This window comes from Vibrio sp. 10N.247.311.51, from assembly GCF_041467855.1.
In the GTDB taxonomy this organism is placed as follows: domain Bacteria; phylum Pseudomonadota; class Gammaproteobacteria; order Enterobacterales; family Vibrionaceae; genus Vibrio; species Vibrio coralliirubri.
In genome coordinates, this window is the sequence record NZ_JBFSVK010000006.1 from 25,620 (window position 1) to 43,189 (window position 17,570).

Here is a 17,570-nt window from a genome sequence, read left to right on the forward strand (position 1 = left end):
GCTTGAATAAGTGAAAGAGCGGTATGTGAATTGAATATCCACATACCGTGCTGCACACCGTAGCAAAGTTAAGACTCTTGAGTGATTTGCTCGATGTCGACGATCTTTGAACGGTTCATTACGATTTTCCAACGGTAATAGGTCGGTTCGTTATCATGATTGTTCTCTTTAATGATCAGGTTAAGCAAGTGACGCTTTTCTACCGATTCACGGCTGACTTGTCCTTCATTCAAGCGATATACCTTATTTGAACCCTTATCCATTAATCGTGTCAGCGCTCTTAAGCTGATGGATAAAGTTTCACGGGTCTCTTCATAACCACTCATGAACGTCGATGTCGACATCTCAGTATGAGAGCGATAATGCAAGATCTGCTCTTCACGTTGCACTACACGCTTCTTACGAATTGATTGAATACGATCTGCAAGCTTCGAAAAGTTCGCGTAGTCCAACCATTCCAGTTTATGGCCGACAGACTTATTGGTCGTTGGGTCATAGTAACGACGCTTCCATTTAGGCTTGCCTTTGCGCAGCCAGCGCCAAAGGATGTCTCTCAAGTCATCTTTGAAGATTTCGCGTAATGCATAGATGAATGACATCGCCACGATGAAGGAAGCGGTAATCTCACCAAGAAAGTCACGAGCCAAGATCACAGTAGTAGTCACGACAACCATCACCAAACCGGTCGCAATGCCTTTCACGGCACGCTTAACGTTCTTACCCATCGATGTCGTCTTTTCTTTTAGCACGATAGGGTGTTCAATCAAACGTCGCAGCAGTCGCATCTTGTTACTCAGGCGGGTGACGTCTTCACGTACCTTAGCTGAGTTGTAACGGTTGAGCTTGCGGTGAGCGGTTTCCTTATCACAAAGCGTTAAGAGTCGCTCCTTAATTGTGGAGTACTCGCTGCCACGTGGCATATGAGATACCAACGATAAGAACTTTTGCTCTGTGTACCACGAAAGGTAGTTATCAATGTTGGCGTAGTAGCGCTTAAGGTTCTCTTCGTAAGGAATACTACGACGAAGTTTCTTGAGGATATCTAACGCGAGCTCAATGACTTCATCTACTTCGTCAGCCGTTACGTCGTCACTATCATTCTTGTTCAGGCTACTTACCGCTTTATCTAACGCGATAACATATTGGTAGGCGAACAAACTCAAACTGACACGATACTGCGTAATCGACAATCGTCCACGCTTAGCTAAGCGACTGTGCACCAAAGGTAAAAGTGTTTTGTCACTGTAGTAGGCGCGTTTTTGAGTGATTGAGCTGTAGAAAAAGGCACTTTCAGAAAGCACTTCAGGAGTCAGTCCAAGTTCACCGGGAATGAATAGATAAACGTCCATGTCGAGCTTTTTTGTCTTAGCCATGGCATGGTTAATTTTAAGTGTTATCGCATCTTGTTTATCAACGGTGATCAACGATGTCTCCTAGAATGTAAAAATATGAATGAAACTAGCGAAAGCATATCAGAGATCACGTATAATCTCCGCCAAATTTAAAGTAGAGACAATCTTGATGATTAATATTGGTCAAATAAACAACTTAGAAGTAGTAAAACAAGCAGACTTCGGTGTATTCCTTGACGCGAGCGACTATGGAACCGTGTTGCTGCCTAAACGATTTACTCCTGAAGGTGTTGAAATTGGTCAAAAGCTAGATGTTTTCTTATACATTGATTCTGACAACCAGATCGCTGCAACCACTGAAAAACCAATCGCTCAAGTAGGCCAGTTTGGTTTGATGACGGTTGAAGGTGTTAACAGCACTGGTGCATTCATGAGCTGGGGCGTGAAAGGTAAAGACCTTCTTGTTCCTTTCAGCGAGCAACGTGGCCGTTTAAACGAAGGTCAATCAATCTTAGTATATGTATATATTGATAAAGCATCTAGCCGCATTGTAGGTACAACAAAGTTCAACAAGTGGTTAGACAACACGCCTGCGACTTATAAGCAAAATGAGCAAGTTGATCTCATTATCGCTGAGCGCAGCCAATTGGGTTACAAAGCGATCGTGAACGGTGAACACTGGGGTATGATTTTCCCATCTGACATCATCGGTAAGCTATTCATTGGTAAAACGCTAAAAGGCTACATTAAAAACGTTCGTGAAGAAGACGGTAAAATTGATCTGTCTCTTCAGAAAGTTGGTGTCGCTAAGATGGATGACCTAAGCACTAAGGTTCTTGACCTGCTTGAGAAGAAAGGCGGTTACCTGCCTTTGAATGATAAGTCTTCTCCTGAAGTTATTTTCTCTGCATTCAGAACCAGCAAAGGTACGTTCAAGAAGACAATTGGTGGTTTGTACAAATCTGGCAAGATCACTATCGACAAAGAAGGTATCAGCTTAGTTAAATAAGCGGTCCTCTCGGTCAAAAAAAAGCCCAAACCTTCCTGTTTGGGCTTAGGGGAAAGGGCTCCGAAGAGCCTACGCTAATCGTTTTAATCTTTTGACTATTAGATTGAAGTCTAGTTTAGATTCCCTAAAGTGCGACTTTTCTTTTTGGAAATAGTGACTTGAATTGATATTTATATAATTAGTTGTTGATTTACAAGCGCTCGCACACTGACTTATATGGCCGATAGAATAGAAAAAGCCCAAACAATTAACGTTGTTTGGGCTTTTTGTTTATCTAGCTGTATACAGTGCGAACGCTTTTAGAATAGGTTCTTATCGCGCACTAGCTCGCGTGGTAAACCGTTCTTCACTCGGTTGCCAACCCACTTACCAAGGCCGATGATTGCACCATTGTACTTCACTAGTACTTCACCTTTGCCAGACAGGCCTTCAGGGCGAACATCGCGTCCCATGAACCATTCACGAGCATCTTCAATGCTTAGCTCGACAACATTAGCTTCATTCCCTGTTGCAAGTGTTGTGGCCACTTGGTGCTGCCAGCGGTAACCTTTTTTATGGGTTTCGGCGATCTTGATTCCCATGCGAGAGAAACGGAATTCACCGATCATAGGTTCTAGCGCTTCTGGGAATAGCCAAACGTCTTTGTCGCGAATCCAAACTTGAGTATCGCTTGGCAATTCGATATCGAGAGTATTCATTAGTTGCTCAGCGACTTCTTTCTGAGTTTTCTTTGATGCTTTTTCAAATGGGAATTTACCCATACGCTTTTTAACTTCAGGTGGAGTAACAGACGCTAGTTTACGGATACGTGCAACAAAGAAACCCTCTGAGTCATAAACTTGAGGGAAGATGTGTAGGAAGCCTTCCTCTGTCGTGGTTGCTTTTGCATTGTCGAATAGTGATTCAAGAGATTCAAATTCAACCGCATCACCAAAGGTTTCTTTTAAGTGATGACACACTTGTTGGTTCTCTTCGGTGCTAAGCGTACACGTTGAGTAAACCAACACACCATTAGGTTTAAGAGCATGGAACGCACTTTCAATCAGATCTTTTTGCGTGTCGGCAATATCGACCACAGATTGATACGTCCAGTTCTTCATCGCATCAGCGTCTTTACGAATGGTGCCTTCGCCAGAGCAGGGTGCGTCTAGCAACACAGCATCAAACTGTTCTGGTAACCAACCACCAAAAACTCGACCGTCAAAGTTACTTAGAGCGGCATTACGAACACCACAACGTTCTATGTTAGCGTGAAGGACTTTCACACGGCTTGCTGCGTACTCATTGGCAACCAATACACCGCGATTATTCATTAGCGCCGCGATTTGCGTTGTTTTAGAGCCGGGTGCAGCCGCAGTGTCTAACACCGCTTGATAATCAGCTTCGCCTTGGAAAAGTGCCGAAGGTGGCATCATCGAACTGGCTTCTTGGATGTAGAAAAGACCAGACATGTGTTCTGCCGTATTACCTAGTGGAGCTTCACTTTCGTCCGCTGTAATCCAAAAGCCCGTTTCACACCAAGGTACAGGTTCCAGTTCCCAGCCTTTCTCTTTTGCTCGTACTAGGAAATCTTCAACACTGATTTTCAATGTGTTGACTCGAATACTTTTACGAAGTGGTTTTTGGCATGACGCAACGAAAGAAGCCATATCTAGATGACTAGGCATGATTGCTTCGATGTGCGTTAGGAATTCTTCAGGAATATATACGTTAGCGTGCAAAAGAGTATCTCGATTTATTGCATTAATGCGGGGAGTTTAAAGCAAAATGAGGCCGTCCTAAACCATATTTGCAGCAAACAACAAAAATGCAGCCTAATGGCTGCATTTTGATGAAGAATTAATCTTCCAGAAACGTCAGAGAGTTCACTCTATGGACGAGGAATTGCGGTTCTCCATGATTTCCACTCATCTTCGGCTTGAGGATAGAGGTAGAAAGACTGATCTTCGCTTGCTACTGGTTGAAGTTCATTTGTCGGTGGCGTTGAGAATGTAATACCACCTCTTAACAAGCTGTCTACCGTTCCGGCTTTGATGTTTGCGCCTGACAGGCCGATAGAGACATCGACGCCCGACACGTTCCAGAACACGGTGTTTGCGCGGATTAGATACGCGTAGTCTGGTTCTATTTGAATCGTAGAGATGATGCGGTCAGCAAACTCGCCTAACTGAACATCAATAACACTGCCGATTTCTAGCTCACGGAATAGGATAGGTGTGCCTTCAGATACCGAGCCTCGCGTTTCGCTTTGAAGCTGGAATATCTTGCCTTCAGGCTGCACAGGTCCCTTACTAAGCTCAAATTTCGTGTTTCTTTCACCTTTACCCGGATCTACGTTAATGTGCTTAGAGAGCAGCGCAGAGACGTTTTTGATGCCGTTAAGGCCAATCTCAGGTTCTGCCAACCAGAAGTGACTGTTCGCCACGGCAATTTTGTCGACGTATTCAGGTAAAATACGTGCAGTAATTTCAATGCCGCCCTTGTTGAAGTTCGGAATCACCAAAGTAACCTCACCAACAGTGACACCTTGATATTTGATCGCCATGCCCTTGCTGACTTCTTGATCGCCAGAAGAGGTGATAGTAATCGCACGACCAAATTTTCGAGCAGATTTCGAATCTTTATATAGCTTCCACACATCGCCGAGTTTGTTGTCGATTCCTGGCAGAGAGTCAAAAGCAATACCGCCTTGGATAAGGGTTTTAACTGGTGCCGCTTTAATGCTGATACCCGATAGCGATGCATCAACCTCAACGCCTGAACGGTTCCAGAAAACAGTGTGCTTATTGAGTAAGTGCGTGTAACGATTTTCGATTGTGACTTTTATTCTTACGCCACCGTCTGCAAGCTGAAAATCAGAAATACTACCCACTTGTAGGTTACGGTAGAGGAGTGGGCTACCTTTAGAGATTGAAGGTAACTCACTGGCAAACAAAGAAAGTGTCTTTGAACCAGACTGATTAAACTTAGCAATTTCTGCTAACGACTTGCTTTGGAAAAGTTGGTAGTCCGTTCTAGCTTCAGATTTACCTTCACTCACAAAGCTAATCGAGCCAGTAAGGAGCTGTTTCGCTGGTGGGACCGTAACACTCAAGCCTGATTCGGTTAGCTCTGCGGTCGCACTGCCTGTCACAAAGAAACGGTTGTGGCTTTTGATAAGGTGCGCGTATTCATTATCGATAAGTGCATCCATGAAGACTTCGTGTTTATCAGAGCCTGTACCAACACCATCAACTAATCCCACATGGATGATAGAGCCAACGGCAATGCCTTTGTAGAGAAGTTGTGTACCGACATCTAAACCGAACGAATTGTTCGACGTTAAGCGAATCGCAACGGATTTCTCTTGTTCCTGACTGAATTCATTTTTGCGGATCGCAGTAAATCGACGTGCTTTTTCACCTTCGCCCGGTACCAAGGTTAAAAAGTTACCTGTCACTAAGTTGGCAATGTTTTTCATGCCAGTAAGAGACAGTTCAGCCTCTTCTAAAACGAATTTACTGCCACTATTTAAAAAGTCACTGAATGCCGGTTGAATAGCAGCGGATGCGACGACGTTTTCACGCCCTTCACTTAGCGATAAATCAGTGATTTGACCGATTTCGATGCCGCGATACATGATCGGAGCACCCGTAGCACTGATCTTGTTGTCATCTGGTACGGCAATCTTGATAGAGATACCTCGACCCGCTGTTTTCAGATCTGGGTAGAGTTTGAACTTGGTGTTCATCTCAACGGGTTGACCTTCTCCCGGAGAGTCGACCGCAATTGAACCGCCAAGCAATGCACTTAGGCTCTCTAGTCGAACATCAACACCAGAAAAGCCAATACTGGCACCTAAACCACTGACATTCCAAAAACGGCTTTGGTCGGTAATGATATGGCTGTATTCATCTTTAATTGACGCTTGAATCGTAACGGATTTCGCGTTGTCGTTTAACTGGTAGTTGTAAACTTCACCAATTGGGATTTTACGGTAAACGATTTGAGAACCAACAGACACGCCACCCAGATCTTTGGTCGTTAGTGAAATATTCAAACCTTCAGAAGCCAGTAAGTCAGAAGGGGAGGATTCTAACGCTTGGAAAACGGTTTCTGGCTCTTCTTTGGTTTCGCTCGGGTGGATAGCAATATAGTTACCTGAAACAAGTGCGTCTAATCCTGAGATACCCGACAAACTTGCTGTCGGTTTTACAAGCCAGAAACGAGTGCCTTTTGAGAGTAGCTTCTTCGCTTCTGGGTAGATGTCAGCATCGACATAGATACTCGATAGATCTTTGGATAAAGTGATGTCGCGCACCATACCCACCTCTAAGCCTTGGTAACGAATCGTTGTTCGACCTGCGACTAAACCTGCGGCATCTGAGAAGTATATCTGCACACGCTGCCCAGCATCGTGTATCGATTTCATGACCAACCAACCGGCTAAGGCGACGGTTAATATCGGCAGAATCCACAAAGGTGAGATGCCTTTGTTTTTCCTTACTTCTGGTGAATATGACGTTTGTGATTGGTTATCGTTGTTCATTCACTGACTCATCTTTAGAGGTGTAGTTATCCCAAATTAGCCTAGGATCTAAGCTTTCCCCTGCTAGCATCGTGAGAACAACTACGACGCCAAAAGCGACTGCACCATAACCTGGTGTAAAGTTTAAAATTTGTCCACGGTCGACCAAGGTCATCATGATCGAAATAACGAACAGATCCATTACCGACCATTTTCCCACCCATTTCACGATGAAATAGATGGTCATACGTTGCCTGTGGTAAACGGCGCGCTTCATCTTGATACAGATTAAGATGTACGCGAGGCCCAGTATTTTCGCGACGGGCACGACGATACTGGCAATGAAAATGATCGCAGCGATGCCATACATATCGCTATTAATTAGCGAAGCGACACCGGAAATGATGGTGTCTTCCAGCCTTTGACCGTTGGTAATAAGAATAGAAATAGGAATGACATTGGCTGGCACGATAGCCACGGATGCGGCAAATAGCAGAGCCCAAGTCTTCTGAATAGAGTAGGGCTTACGGTGATATAAGTCATGGTGACAACGCACACAAGTATGACCGTCAGGCTGAGATAGGTGACAGTTGTGACAGTGTACGTTCTTACTTTCAGCAAAAGAGTATTCAGATTCTTTTGCCCAAGCTTCCCAGTAGCGACGCACACTGATACGGCTTACCAGTAATACGCTGAAAAGCTGCAGAAGAATCAGGCCAATCAAACCAGGGCCGACGAAAATGTCTGAGTAATCTTGCAGTTTGAAACATGAGACCGCCAAACTTACCAGAAACACATCCAACATCATCCAATGTTTGAGAGTCTGAATAATGGCTAATGCATAACGAAAGGGTGTGAAGATCTTAAAACGCAGTGATGCATGAGTGATGAGTACCGAGGTGCACACGAGCAACGGAGCGATCGAACTGCAGAACAGGATCAGCAAACCAAGTAGAGGAAAGCCTTCGCCCATTAAGGTAAAAACACCCGATGGTAACGTCGCGGGTATCATGACGCCAATCAGGCGAATACTGATGAATTCAAAAAAGTGCGACGGGATAAACAGCAATAAGCAGGTAATTGCGATTGCTAGGTTTCCAGAGAGGCTAGGGGTACCTCCTCTATAAAGCTGAGTTCCGCATCTTGGGCAGTAAGCGGATTTCCCTAAAGGGATGTCCATTTTATCTACGGGAAGTTCGCAGCCCTGGCAAAGACGCACTGAGCTGCTGTCGCATTGGTGTTTTGTTGATAAAGGGGTGGTTACGGATGGGGAGGTCACGCGACCTCCCAAGTTGAAACGTAAGTTAGGTTAGCAACCCGACTTAAAGACTCAGAGACACAAACATCAGGCGTGCGATTGCACACTGCCGTAGAGTGTTTGATAGAGTCCTTGTTGTTCAACCAATTCACCATGTGTTCCCGTCTGTGTGACTTGTCCATCTTCTAAAACATAGATTAGATCGGCTTGTTTCACCGCTGATAATCGATGAGCCACTATCAAAGTTGTGCGATCTTTCAAAAACTCGCTCAACGCTTTATGCAGCGCTGACTCTGTTGCTGTATCGAGTGCAGATGTCGCTTCATCAAGAATAACAAACTTAGGATTGCTCAGCACCATTCGAGCTATTGCTAAGCGTTGTCGTTGACCACCAGATAGTCGAACGCCGTTCCTACCAATTTGTGTATCTAAGCCATTACTCAGTTGCTTGATGACATCTTGCATTTGAGCGACTTCAAGCGCACGCCACAACGACATTTCGTCGTATTCAGCACCAAGGGTCAGATTATGCCTTAATGTATCGTTAAAGAGTATAGGTTGTTGTAAAACAACGGCAATTTGATTGCGTATTACATCAAAGCTAATGTCATCGGTTGTTTCACCGTTGTAGCGAATGCACCCCGAATCTGCTTGGTAAACCCCAATCAGCAACTGGATTAACGTAGATTTACCACCCCCACTCGCGCCCACCAAAGCGACTTTCTTACCTGCAGGGATGTGCAGCGATAGCCTATTTAAAACAGTGTTTTCCAATGTGTAAGAGAATGTAACGTCTTCGATGTCGACAGTCACTTCTTGATCTTCTGTAAATGGGTTCACTTTACTAATAGGACGCTTCTCTTCTTCTAACTGAAGAAGATCGTTGATGCGTTGCAGTGCCGCTTTCGCGCTATACCAAGAGAATTGAATCCCTAGCAGCTCTTGAACTGGGCCTAACATGAACCACAAGTAACCAAATACCGCAAAAATCTGACCAATGGTTAAGTCACTGAATAACACCATTAGCATAGCGACGGCACGGAAAAGCTCGAAACCTAATAAGAAGAGTAGAAACGAAACACGGCCAGCAGCTTCAGATTGCCAAGCGTATTTGTCTGCATCGATTCTTACTTGGTTTGCTTGAACCTTAAGTTCATCGAGAAAGATACGTTCTTTATTCGCCGCACGCAGTTGGTAAATGCCGTCTAAGGTTTCCACCAAACGGTTCTGAAAGCGCTCGAAAGATTGGTTTTCGTACTTCTTTAGGTGTTTGACTCTGCTGCCTAGTTTACGGGAGAAATAAATTACAACAGGATTGACCAGCAAAATGAACAATCCTAAACGCCACTCTAACCACAACAGCACGATCGCTGTCCCGAACACGGTCAGGAAGCTGATGATAAATTTAGAAAGAGTCGAGCCAATGAACTTATCTATTGTCTCTATGTCTGTTATTAGGTGGGCGTTAATACCGCCACTGCCTTTGGTTTCGTATTGTCGAATACTGATGCGGCCAAGCTTATCTATCATCTTGCTGCGCATTTGATAGGTAATTGTTTTGGACACAAGCGTAAACTGACGCCCTTGCAGAATGTTCAGCGCTTGGCTAACGGAGCGCATGATAATCACTAACAACAAAGTTAGTGCGATATAGCCAGTCGGTGTTTGTAATGAAGATGGAAGTAGGTGGTTCATCATCTCTAAGCCTGAAGCGGGCTTATCAAGTAATACTTCATCAACCATTAATGGCATGAGCAACGGGATAGGGACACTAATGAGAGTTGCAAAGATGGCAATAATGTTAGCAAACAGTAATTTGGACTTGTGTTTTTTTACTTGAGTTATTAACCAAGAACGGCTAATAGTGTCTTCTGAATTGTTCATTGTAATGAGAATAAGTCCTATTTAGTTTGATGGCCGCATTCTACTGCGTTCTCTTGATAATGGAAGTCTCAATTTAATTGGAAGTTAATATGAAAATAGAACATTACCAACGCTTAACCAAACAAGCCGTTGCATTAATTGAATCAGAAACCGATCTAACTGCTAATCTTGCTAATATCAGTTCTTTATTATTCATGGAATTGGATGATTTGAATTGGGCGGGTTTCTATTTAATGAAGCAGGATCAAGCTAAGGAAAAAGACGAACTTGTACTGGGTCCTTTCCAAGGTCAACCTGCTTGTGTGCGAATTCCGGTAGGGCGTGGAGTGTGTGGAACTGCGGTTGCGACGAATACAGTTCAGCGCATTCATGATGTTCATGAGTTCGAAGGTCACATCGCTTGTGACGCTGCAAGTAACTCAGAAATCGTAATTCCGTTCTCGATTGGCGGAAAAATCGCAGGCGTTCTTGATATTGATAGCCCAAATGTTGGTCGTTTTTCTCAAATTGACGAGGACGGATTAACATTTTTCATGGCAGAAGTGGAAAAGCTGCTTAATTCGCACGCGAACAAGGCATAAATTATTCTCTTACTGTGGTTTTTCCCAAGCATCTCTCTATAATACGTAAAAATATTTTCTTAATGCTCGCGGAAAACCGCAAAAACCAGGAACCCACATGGAAAACACTGAAAAGTTAAAAAACAGCAAAGAAGTTATCGCATATATTGCTGAATGTTTCCCTAAATGCTTTACTCTAGAAGGTGAAGCGAAGCCACTTAAAATTGGTATTTTTCAAGATCTTGCTGAACGTCTAAATGAAGACGAAAAAGTAAGTAAGACTCAGCTTCGTGCAGCGTTAAGACAGTACACATCATCATGGCGTTACCTGCACGGCGTAAAAGCTGGCGCAGAACGTGTTGACCTAAACGGCAACGCGTGTGGCACACTAGAAGAAGAGCACGTTGAACACGCTAAAGCTACACTTGCTGAAAGCAAAGCGAAAGTTCAGGCTCGTCGTAAAGAACAAGCACAAAAAGCTCGTGAAGAAGGCAAAGTAAAACCTAAGGCGAAGAAAGCTCAACAGCCTCGTCGTCAAGCGCCTAAAGCACCAAAAGTAGAAAAGCCTGTAGAAACACGCGCTTTGAACGCTGACGAATTCATCGCTGGCAAAGAAGTAAATGTGAACATGGGTAAAGGAAACATGGCTGCGACCATTGTTGAAATCAATAAGGAAGATGTGCGTGTTCAGTTAGCAAACGGCCTACAAATGGTTGTTAAAGCGGAGCACTTGCGCGCTTAAAGGAGATACTCCTACGCATGAAATGCCGTTCAAAATTGACACTGATTGCTGCTAGCTTTTGGCTAGCAGCTTCAGCTCAGGCTCTTGAAGCCAAATTAGATCAGGACGATTTACCTCTACTCGCTCCTGAGGTCCAACACGAAACTGCTAGTAAACGTGTTACTTCTCGATTTACTCGTTCTCACTATAAACACTTCAATCTCAACGATGATTTCTCTCAAGCTATCTTTAATCGTTACTTAGAGATGCTGGATTATAATCGTAATATCTTCACTCAAGCTGATATTGACTCTTTCGCTGCGTCATCTACACAAATTGATGATCAACTGAAAGCAGGCAATAACCAGATTGCATTCGATGTTTATAATTTGTCTATGCAGAAGCGTTTTGAACGTTTTCAATATGCATTGTCGTTGCTAGATACAGAGATTAAGTTTGATACTGATGAAAGTATTGAGCTCAATCGTAGTGAAGCAGAGTGGCCAAAAGATATCGCTGAAGTGAATGAGCTTTGGAGAAAACGCGTTAAATACGATGCGTTGAATCTAAAACTTACTGGTAAAGAGTGGCCAGAGATTCAAGAAGTTTTGGAAAAGCGTTACAACAATGCGATGAAGCGTATTACGCAGTCGCATAACGAAGATGCTTTCCAAATCTACATGAACGCATTTGCGCGTGAAGTTGATCCTCACACCAGTTACCTTTCTCCAAGAAATGCAGAGCAATTCCAATCTGAGATGAATCTATCTTTAGAAGGTATTGGTGCTGTACTTCAGATGACAGACGACTACACCGTTATTCGATCTTTAGTTGCTGGTGGCCCTGCGTCAAATAGCAAACAATTGAGCGATGGCGACCGTATTGTTGGCGTTGGTCAAGATGGCGAAGAGATTGTTGATGTTATCGGCTGGCGTTTAGACGATGTAGTGCAATTAATTAAAGGACCGAAAGGGACTAAAGTTAAGCTACAGATCTTGCCAGACGGTAAAGATGCAAAAAGTCACGTTGTCACAATTGTACGCGATAAGATTCGTTTAGAAGACCGCGCTGTTAAATCAGAAGTTATCGAGAAAGATGGCAAGAAGATTGGTGTACTCGAAGTACCAAGTTTCTATGTTGGCCTTTCTAAAGATACCGATAAACTGATCACCGAGCTTAAAGAGCAAGGTGTTGAAGGTATTATTGTTGATCTGCGAAACAACGGTGGTGGTGCACTAACGGAAGCAACCGAACTCTCTGGTTTGTTTATCAAAGAGGGGCCTGTTGTTCAGGTTCGTGATAGCTACGGTCGTGTCAAAGTGAACAGCGATACTGATGGTGAAATCAGTTACCAAGGTCCATTAACGGTATTGGTGAATCGCTACAGTGCTTCAGCATCTGAAATCTTTGCAGCAGCGATGCAGGATTACGGTCGTGCAATCATCCTAGGTGAAAACTCTTTCGGTAAAGGTACGGTACAACAGCATCGTTCTTTGAATCATATTTATGATTTGTTCGATAAAGAGTTAGGCTACGTTCAATACACAATCCAGAAATTCTACCGAATCAATGGTGGTAGTACGCAAAACAAAGGTGTAGTGCCTGATATTGCTTACCCAACGCCAATTGACCCAGCAGATACTGGTGAAAGTGTTGAAGACAACGCTCTACCTTGGGACAGCATTGATAAAGCAAACTACTCAGTGTTACAGCGTAACGATGAGCAAATTGTTGCTTTAACAGCTCAACACCAAGCTCGTATTGCGACAGATATGGAATTTGGCTTTATCGCGCAAGATATTGAAAAATATAAGGCAGATAAAGACGATAACGACCTTTCTTTGAATGAAAAGGTACGTCAGCAAGAGAGCGATGATGCGGATGCGCTTCGTCTAGATCGTATTAATCAACGTCAAAAAGCCGCTAACTTAGAGGCATTTAAAACGTTGGATGATATTCCTAAAGACTATGAAGCCCCGGATGCTTATCTTGATGAGTCTGTTGCTATCATGCTGGATATGATCAAAAAATAGAGCAAACGCCTGTTATAAGGTGATTGTTTAAAGATACGCAATTAAAAAGCGAGCCTAGGCTCGCTTTTTTTGTGTCTATGATTTGACAAGAATATCTGATTGTAACCGTTGAGATTGTCGCAAAGAACACTCAATATTCAGGGTGATTTAGCTCCATTTTGCGTTGGATAATGACACTTAAGTTACTTCGCAATTAAAATTTAGTGACTTGGATCATATTTTTTCGCTTTCTAATCATTACGTGCCTAAGCTTAAAGAAAATGAGGGGGCGCGTATGAAATGGATTCTACTAATTTTATCTTGTTTAAGTTTTGTTGCTTTTGGGAGCGAGGTCGCTTCGAGCAGCCAACAATCAAAAAGTGATAGTAATCTATCTCATTTTGACCTTCCTCTGCTGCTTGGTGATTGGTATTTGATGAATCCAGATCCTGAGCAAGGTACTGAAAACTTTAGAGCAATCAAACTCACTCTCGATTCAAATTACTCATTCACTATCGATATCCAAAAGAAAGACTACAGTGTGGATCATTGGGAAGGTTTGTATAATGCCAATGAAGACACCATTATTTTAGGTTTGAATACTTCTGAGCCTCAGGTTTACGCGTACAGCAGTAACCATAATATGCTGAATCTTAACGGTGTTATGTTCACCAAAGCCTTGCCCAACGCCCTGGCTGGAATATGGTCAAGCGCCGAACTGTCTGGAAGCGACTTGCGAGCCAGCAACATTCAAAAAATGGATTTAGTGCTTCAACCTGATTTTATCTTCATGTTCCGAGTGTCCGATGAAGAAGGGGGTGAAGTCATTCGTCGTGGTGTGTATTACACCGAGGGCGACCAATTAGTGCTGCTTTATGAGAACGGTGAGCACGGCACTCGTTACACATTGGACAGTGATGTTTTGACGCTTCAAGGTGAAGAGGGAGACATGTTCGCGGTGCTTAATCGCATACGTTAACTACGAGTTTTAGCCATAAAATCGGTTCGTTGAAAATATGGCACACACTTCATTTCTTAGCCGTTCCTTTCTGATTTGATTGATAAAATAGCAAAACATGGAGGCATTTTCCTACAATGCCTCCTTTTTTTAATATTCCCCTTGTGTTCTTGGCGCTCAACCTTTAGATATATACAGTTAACAAATAATTACGTATAACGATCAAAAGGAACCCGTCATGGCACATACACCTCAAGCCAAGTATCGTAAAGATTATCAATCACCATCTCACACTATTTCTGAAATCGATCTTACCTTCGATTTGTACGATTCAGCATCCATCATTACGGCGGTGTCTAGTGTTAAGCAAGAGAAAGATAGCTCGACCTTAGTACTTGATGGTGAAGGCTTGAAGCTGGTTTCTGTTTTGGTAGAAGGTAAAGAGTGGATTCAATATGAACAGTCTGAAACTCAACTGACACTGAATGATTTACCACAAGAATTCACATTAACGATCGTGACTGAAGTTGATCCTGAAGGGAACAGTGCACTTGAAGGCCTTTACAAATCAGGTGGTGCTTTCTGTACGCAATGTGAAGCGGAAGGTTTCCGTCGTATCACTTACTACATGGATCGCCCAGACGTATTGGCGAAATTCACCACCACGGTTATCGCGGACAAAGCAGAAAATCCATTCTTATTAAGTAATGGTAACCGTGTTGATGAAGGTGAAGCTGAAAATGGTCGTCACTGGGTGAAGTGGCAAGACCCACATCCAAAGCCTGCATACCTATTTGCTTTAGTTGCGGGTGACTTTGATGTACTTCGTGATGCTTACACTACGCAATCGGGTCGCAAAGTTGACCTAGAAATCTTTGTCGACAAAGGTAACCTAGACAGAGCTAACCACGCGATGGTTTCTTTGATTAACTCAATGAAGTGGGACGAAGAGCGTTTCAACTTAGAGTACGACTTAGACATCTACATGATTGTAGCCGTTGATTTCTTCAACATGGGTGCGATGGAAAACAAAGGTCTGAACGTATTCAACTCTAAGTTTGTTCTCGCGAACGACCAAACTGCTACGGATACCGATTACCTGGGCATCGAAGCGGTAATCGGTCACGAATATTTCCATAACTGGACCGGTAACCGAGTGACTTGTCGTGATTGGTTTCAACTAAGCTTGAAAGAAGGCTTAACCGTATTCCGTGACCAAGAGTTCTCATCTGATCTTGGCTCTCGCGCAGTAAACCGCATCAACAATGTTCGTATTATTCGCGGGCCGCAATTCGCTGAAGACGCAAGTCCAATGTCTCACCCAATTCGTCCAGAAAAAGTGATAGAAATGAATAACTTCTACACATTGACTGTGTACGAAAAGGGCAGTGAAGTGATCCGAATGATCCACACATTGTTGGGTGAAGACGGTTTCCAAAAAGGAATGAAGCTTTACTTTGAACGTCACGATGGTACGGCTGCAACATGTGAAGACTTCGTCGCGGCAATGGAAGATGCGTCGGGCGTTGATATGTCTCAGTTCCGTTTATGGTACAGCCAGTCTGGCACACCGACGCTTTCTGTTAAAAGCCACTACGACGCAGAGAAGAAGCAGTACACGTTAACAACTCGCCAAGTAACAGCGCCAACTCATGAGCAAACGGAAAAGCAGGCTCTGCATATTCCTCTTGATATCGAGTTATACACGGCTGCGGGTGAAGTTGTTGAGTTACAATGTAACGGTAAGCCAGTTCATAATGTATTAGATGTGAAAGAAGCAGAGCAAACGTTCGTGTTTGAAAACGTTTCAGAGCAACCGATCCCATCATTACTTCGTGAATTTTCTGCGCCAGTGAAACTGGAGTACAACTATTCAGATGAAGAGCTGATCTTCCTAATGGTAAATGCACGCAATGAGTTCTCTCGTTGGGATGCGGGTCAAATGCTATTAGCGAAGTACATCCGCAGCAATGTTGAGAAGGTTCAACAGGGTCAAGAGTTTGAGCTTTCTGATTCTGTTGTTGATGCATTCCGTGGCGTACTGCTGAGTGATTCACTAGAGCCTGCGTTTATTGCAGAAATGCTTTCTCTACCAAGCCACAATGAAGTATCAGGTTGGTATGAGCGTGTTGATATTGATGCGGTCGCATCGGTTCTTAACTCAATGAAAGTCACACTAGCTGCAGAACTTGAAGACGAGTTAGCGGCGGTTTATCACAGCAACGCACTAACGGAATACACGATCGATCACGATTCGATTGGTAAGCGTACTCTACGTAAAGTTTGCCTAAGTTACTTAGCTCATACTGAGCAGGGTAATGACTTGGTTGTTGCGATGTACCAGCAAGCAAATAACATGACAGACACCATGGCAGCAATGGGCGCGGCAAACAGTGCTCAACTCGCATGTCGTGAAACCTTGATGGCGGATTACAGTGACAAGTGGAAACACGATGGTCTTGTTATGGATAAGTGGTTTGCATTACAAGGTACAAACCCAAGTTCAAACGCTCTTGAAGTGATCAAAGCGTCGATGTCGCACCAAGCGTTCAGTTTGAAGAACCCGAACCGTACCCGTAACTTGGTCGGTTCATTCTTAAACATGAACCCGGTTCAATTCCACGACAAGTCTGGTCAAGGCTATGCATTTGCTGGCGAGATCTTACGTGAACTGAACAGCAGCAACCCGCAAGTGGCTTCACGTATGATTGATCCACTTCTTAAATTCCGTAAGTACGATGATGAACGCCAAGCTCTGATCAAAAAAGAACTAGAGACGTTAAAGAACATGGACAATCTAGCAAAAGACTTGTTTGAGAAAGTGACGAAAGCACTAGAAGCTTAAGTTCGCGCTCATTCAGCTAACTGTTTGCTATAACGAAAGGTCATCAGTGGTAGAGAATATCTGCCACTGATTTTTTGTTTCTGGTACATCGAATTTTCGATAAGCTAGAGCAGTTTCAAGCTCAGTTTCACAGTCAGACATCGTTAAGTGCCAAAAAACACTGGCACTGTATATTTACACAGGTATCGTATGAATCGCTATATTTTCCAACTTAACATCTCATATCAGCAGTTTTTGGCCAGCTATTCTGGTGCGGCAAGTAAAGTTCAAGTGATAACAACAACAGGTTTGCGCTTACAGTTACCTGCAACTCGGTTCAGACCATTTCTTACACAAATAGGGGTTAGAGGGCAGTTTAGGCTGACAACTGACCAAAAAAATAAGTTTATTAAGTTAGAAGCTCTGTAAACCTTGGCGTGCCTAGTGAGTTAAAAGGAATCTTAATCACATAATCAAACATTTCA

12 protein-coding genes are annotated in these 17,570 nt (G+C 43.5%); 7 read left to right on the top strand and 5 right to left on the bottom strand.

Features of this window, described 5'->3' with window-relative positions; genetic code table 11:
- Positions 1–68 precede the first annotated feature (68 nt).
- The gene (locus AB6E85_RS07390; RefSeq protein ID WP_048660779.1) at positions 69–1,424 is read right to left on the bottom strand and encodes a hypothetical protein; all 1,356 of its coding nucleotides are present in this window, start codon (positions 1,422–1,424) and stop codon (positions 69–71) included.
- Positions 1,425–1,452: 28 nt separating this feature from the next.
- On the opposite strand from AB6E85_RS07390, the gene AB6E85_RS07395 reads away from it, so the two are divergent.
- On the top strand, positions 1,453–2,361 hold the full coding sequence (locus tag AB6E85_RS07395; protein ID WP_174214340.1) for a S1 RNA-binding domain-containing protein: 909 nt from the start codon (positions 1,453–1,455) through the stop codon (positions 2,359–2,361).
- Between the two features lie 299 nt (positions 2,362–2,660).
- Here the strand turns inward: AB6E85_RS07395 and rsmF are convergent, their stop codons facing one another.
- The 4 genes from rsmF to AB6E85_RS07415 form a co-directional block, all read right to left on the bottom strand.
- Positions 2,661–4,082, bottom strand: coding sequence for a 16S rRNA (cytosine(1407)-C(5))-methyltransferase RsmF (gene rsmF / locus AB6E85_RS07400; protein ID WP_061038972.1), 1,422 nt, complete (start codon positions 4,080–4,082; stop codon positions 2,661–2,663).
- Between the two features lie 149 nt (positions 4,083–4,231).
- Positions 4,232–6,889, bottom strand: coding sequence for an MlaD family protein (locus AB6E85_RS07405; RefSeq protein WP_372142068.1), 2,658 nt, complete (start codon positions 6,887–6,889; stop codon positions 4,232–4,234).
- On the bottom strand, positions 6,876–8,159 hold the full coding sequence (locus AB6E85_RS07410; RefSeq protein ID WP_372142069.1) for a PqiA/YebS family transporter subunit: 1,284 nt from the start codon (positions 8,157–8,159) through the stop codon (positions 6,876–6,878). The genes AB6E85_RS07405 and AB6E85_RS07410 overlap by 14 nt, the downstream gene beginning before the upstream one ends.
- A 54-nt stretch (positions 8,160–8,213) precedes the next feature.
- On the bottom strand, positions 8,214–10,010 hold the full coding sequence (locus AB6E85_RS07415) for an ABC transporter ATP-binding protein (RefSeq protein ID WP_017059690.1): 1,797 nt from the start codon (positions 10,008–10,010) through the stop codon (positions 8,214–8,216).
- Positions 10,011–10,099: 89 nt separating this feature from the next.
- Here AB6E85_RS07415 and AB6E85_RS07420 point away from each other — a divergent pair, with 89 nt between their 5' ends.
- From AB6E85_RS07420 to AB6E85_RS07445, 6 genes are all read left to right on the top strand, one after another.
- Positions 10,100–10,591 (top strand): GAF domain-containing protein, encoded by a 492-nt coding sequence (locus tag AB6E85_RS07420; RefSeq protein WP_017630025.1) that lies wholly within the window; start codon positions 10,100–10,102, stop codon positions 10,589–10,591.
- Positions 10,592–10,688: 97 nt separating this feature from the next.
- Positions 10,689–11,312 (top strand): RNA chaperone ProQ, encoded by a 624-nt coding sequence (gene proQ / locus AB6E85_RS07425; RefSeq protein WP_372142071.1) that lies wholly within the window; start codon positions 10,689–10,691, stop codon positions 11,310–11,312.
- A gap of 17 nt (positions 11,313–11,329) precedes the next feature.
- Positions 11,330–13,324 carry a carboxy terminal-processing peptidase gene (gene prc / locus AB6E85_RS07430; protein ID WP_372142073.1) on the top strand — a complete coding sequence of 665 codons (1,995 nt, stop codon included), beginning with the start codon at positions 11,330–11,332 and terminating at the stop codon, positions 13,322–13,324.
- A 274-nt stretch (positions 13,325–13,598) separates the two neighbouring features.
- The gene (locus AB6E85_RS07435) at positions 13,599–14,282 is read left to right on the top strand and encodes a hypothetical protein (protein ID WP_372142074.1); all 684 of its coding nucleotides are present in this window, start codon (positions 13,599–13,601) and stop codon (positions 14,280–14,282) included.
- A gap of 217 nt (positions 14,283–14,499) precedes the next feature.
- Positions 14,500–17,106 (top strand): aminopeptidase N, encoded by a 2,607-nt coding sequence (gene pepN / locus AB6E85_RS07440; RefSeq protein ID WP_372142075.1) that lies wholly within the window; start codon positions 14,500–14,502, stop codon positions 17,104–17,106.
- Positions 17,107–17,295: 189 nt separating this feature from the next.
- Entirely contained in the window at positions 17,296–17,514 is a 219-nt protein-coding gene (locus AB6E85_RS07445) for a DUF2835 domain-containing protein (RefSeq protein ID WP_004733645.1), read from the top strand.
- Positions 17,515–17,570 lie beyond the last annotated feature (56 nt).

What these genes read in the sequence shown, in the direction of transcription:
- AB6E85_RS07395 (WP_174214340.1), top strand. Translation starts at nt 1,453, where the DNA reads ATGAAACTAGCGAAAGCATATCAGAGATCACGTATAATCTCCGCCAAA.
- AB6E85_RS07405 (WP_372142068.1), bottom strand. Translation starts at nt 6,889, where the DNA reads ATGAACAACGATAACCAATCACAAACGTCATATTCACCAGAAGTAAGG.
- AB6E85_RS07415 (WP_017059690.1), bottom strand. Translation starts at nt 10,010, where the DNA reads ATGAACAATTCAGAAGACACTATTAGCCGTTCTTGGTTAATAACTCAA.
- AB6E85_RS07420 (WP_017630025.1), top strand. Translation starts at nt 10,100, where the DNA reads ATGAAAATAGAACATTACCAACGCTTAACCAAACAAGCCGTTGCATTA.
- proQ (WP_372142071.1), top strand. Translation starts at nt 10,689, where the DNA reads ATGGAAAACACTGAAAAGTTAAAAAACAGCAAAGAAGTTATCGCATAT.
- prc (WP_372142073.1), top strand. Translation starts at nt 11,330, where the DNA reads ATGAAATGCCGTTCAAAATTGACACTGATTGCTGCTAGCTTTTGGCTA.
- AB6E85_RS07435 (WP_372142074.1), top strand. Translation starts at nt 13,599, where the DNA reads ATGAAATGGATTCTACTAATTTTATCTTGTTTAAGTTTTGTTGCTTTT.
- pepN (WP_372142075.1), top strand. Translation starts at nt 14,500, where the DNA reads ATGGCACATACACCTCAAGCCAAGTATCGTAAAGATTATCAATCACCA.
- AB6E85_RS07445 (WP_004733645.1), top strand. Translation starts at nt 17,296, where the DNA reads ATGAATCGCTATATTTTCCAACTTAACATCTCATATCAGCAGTTTTTG.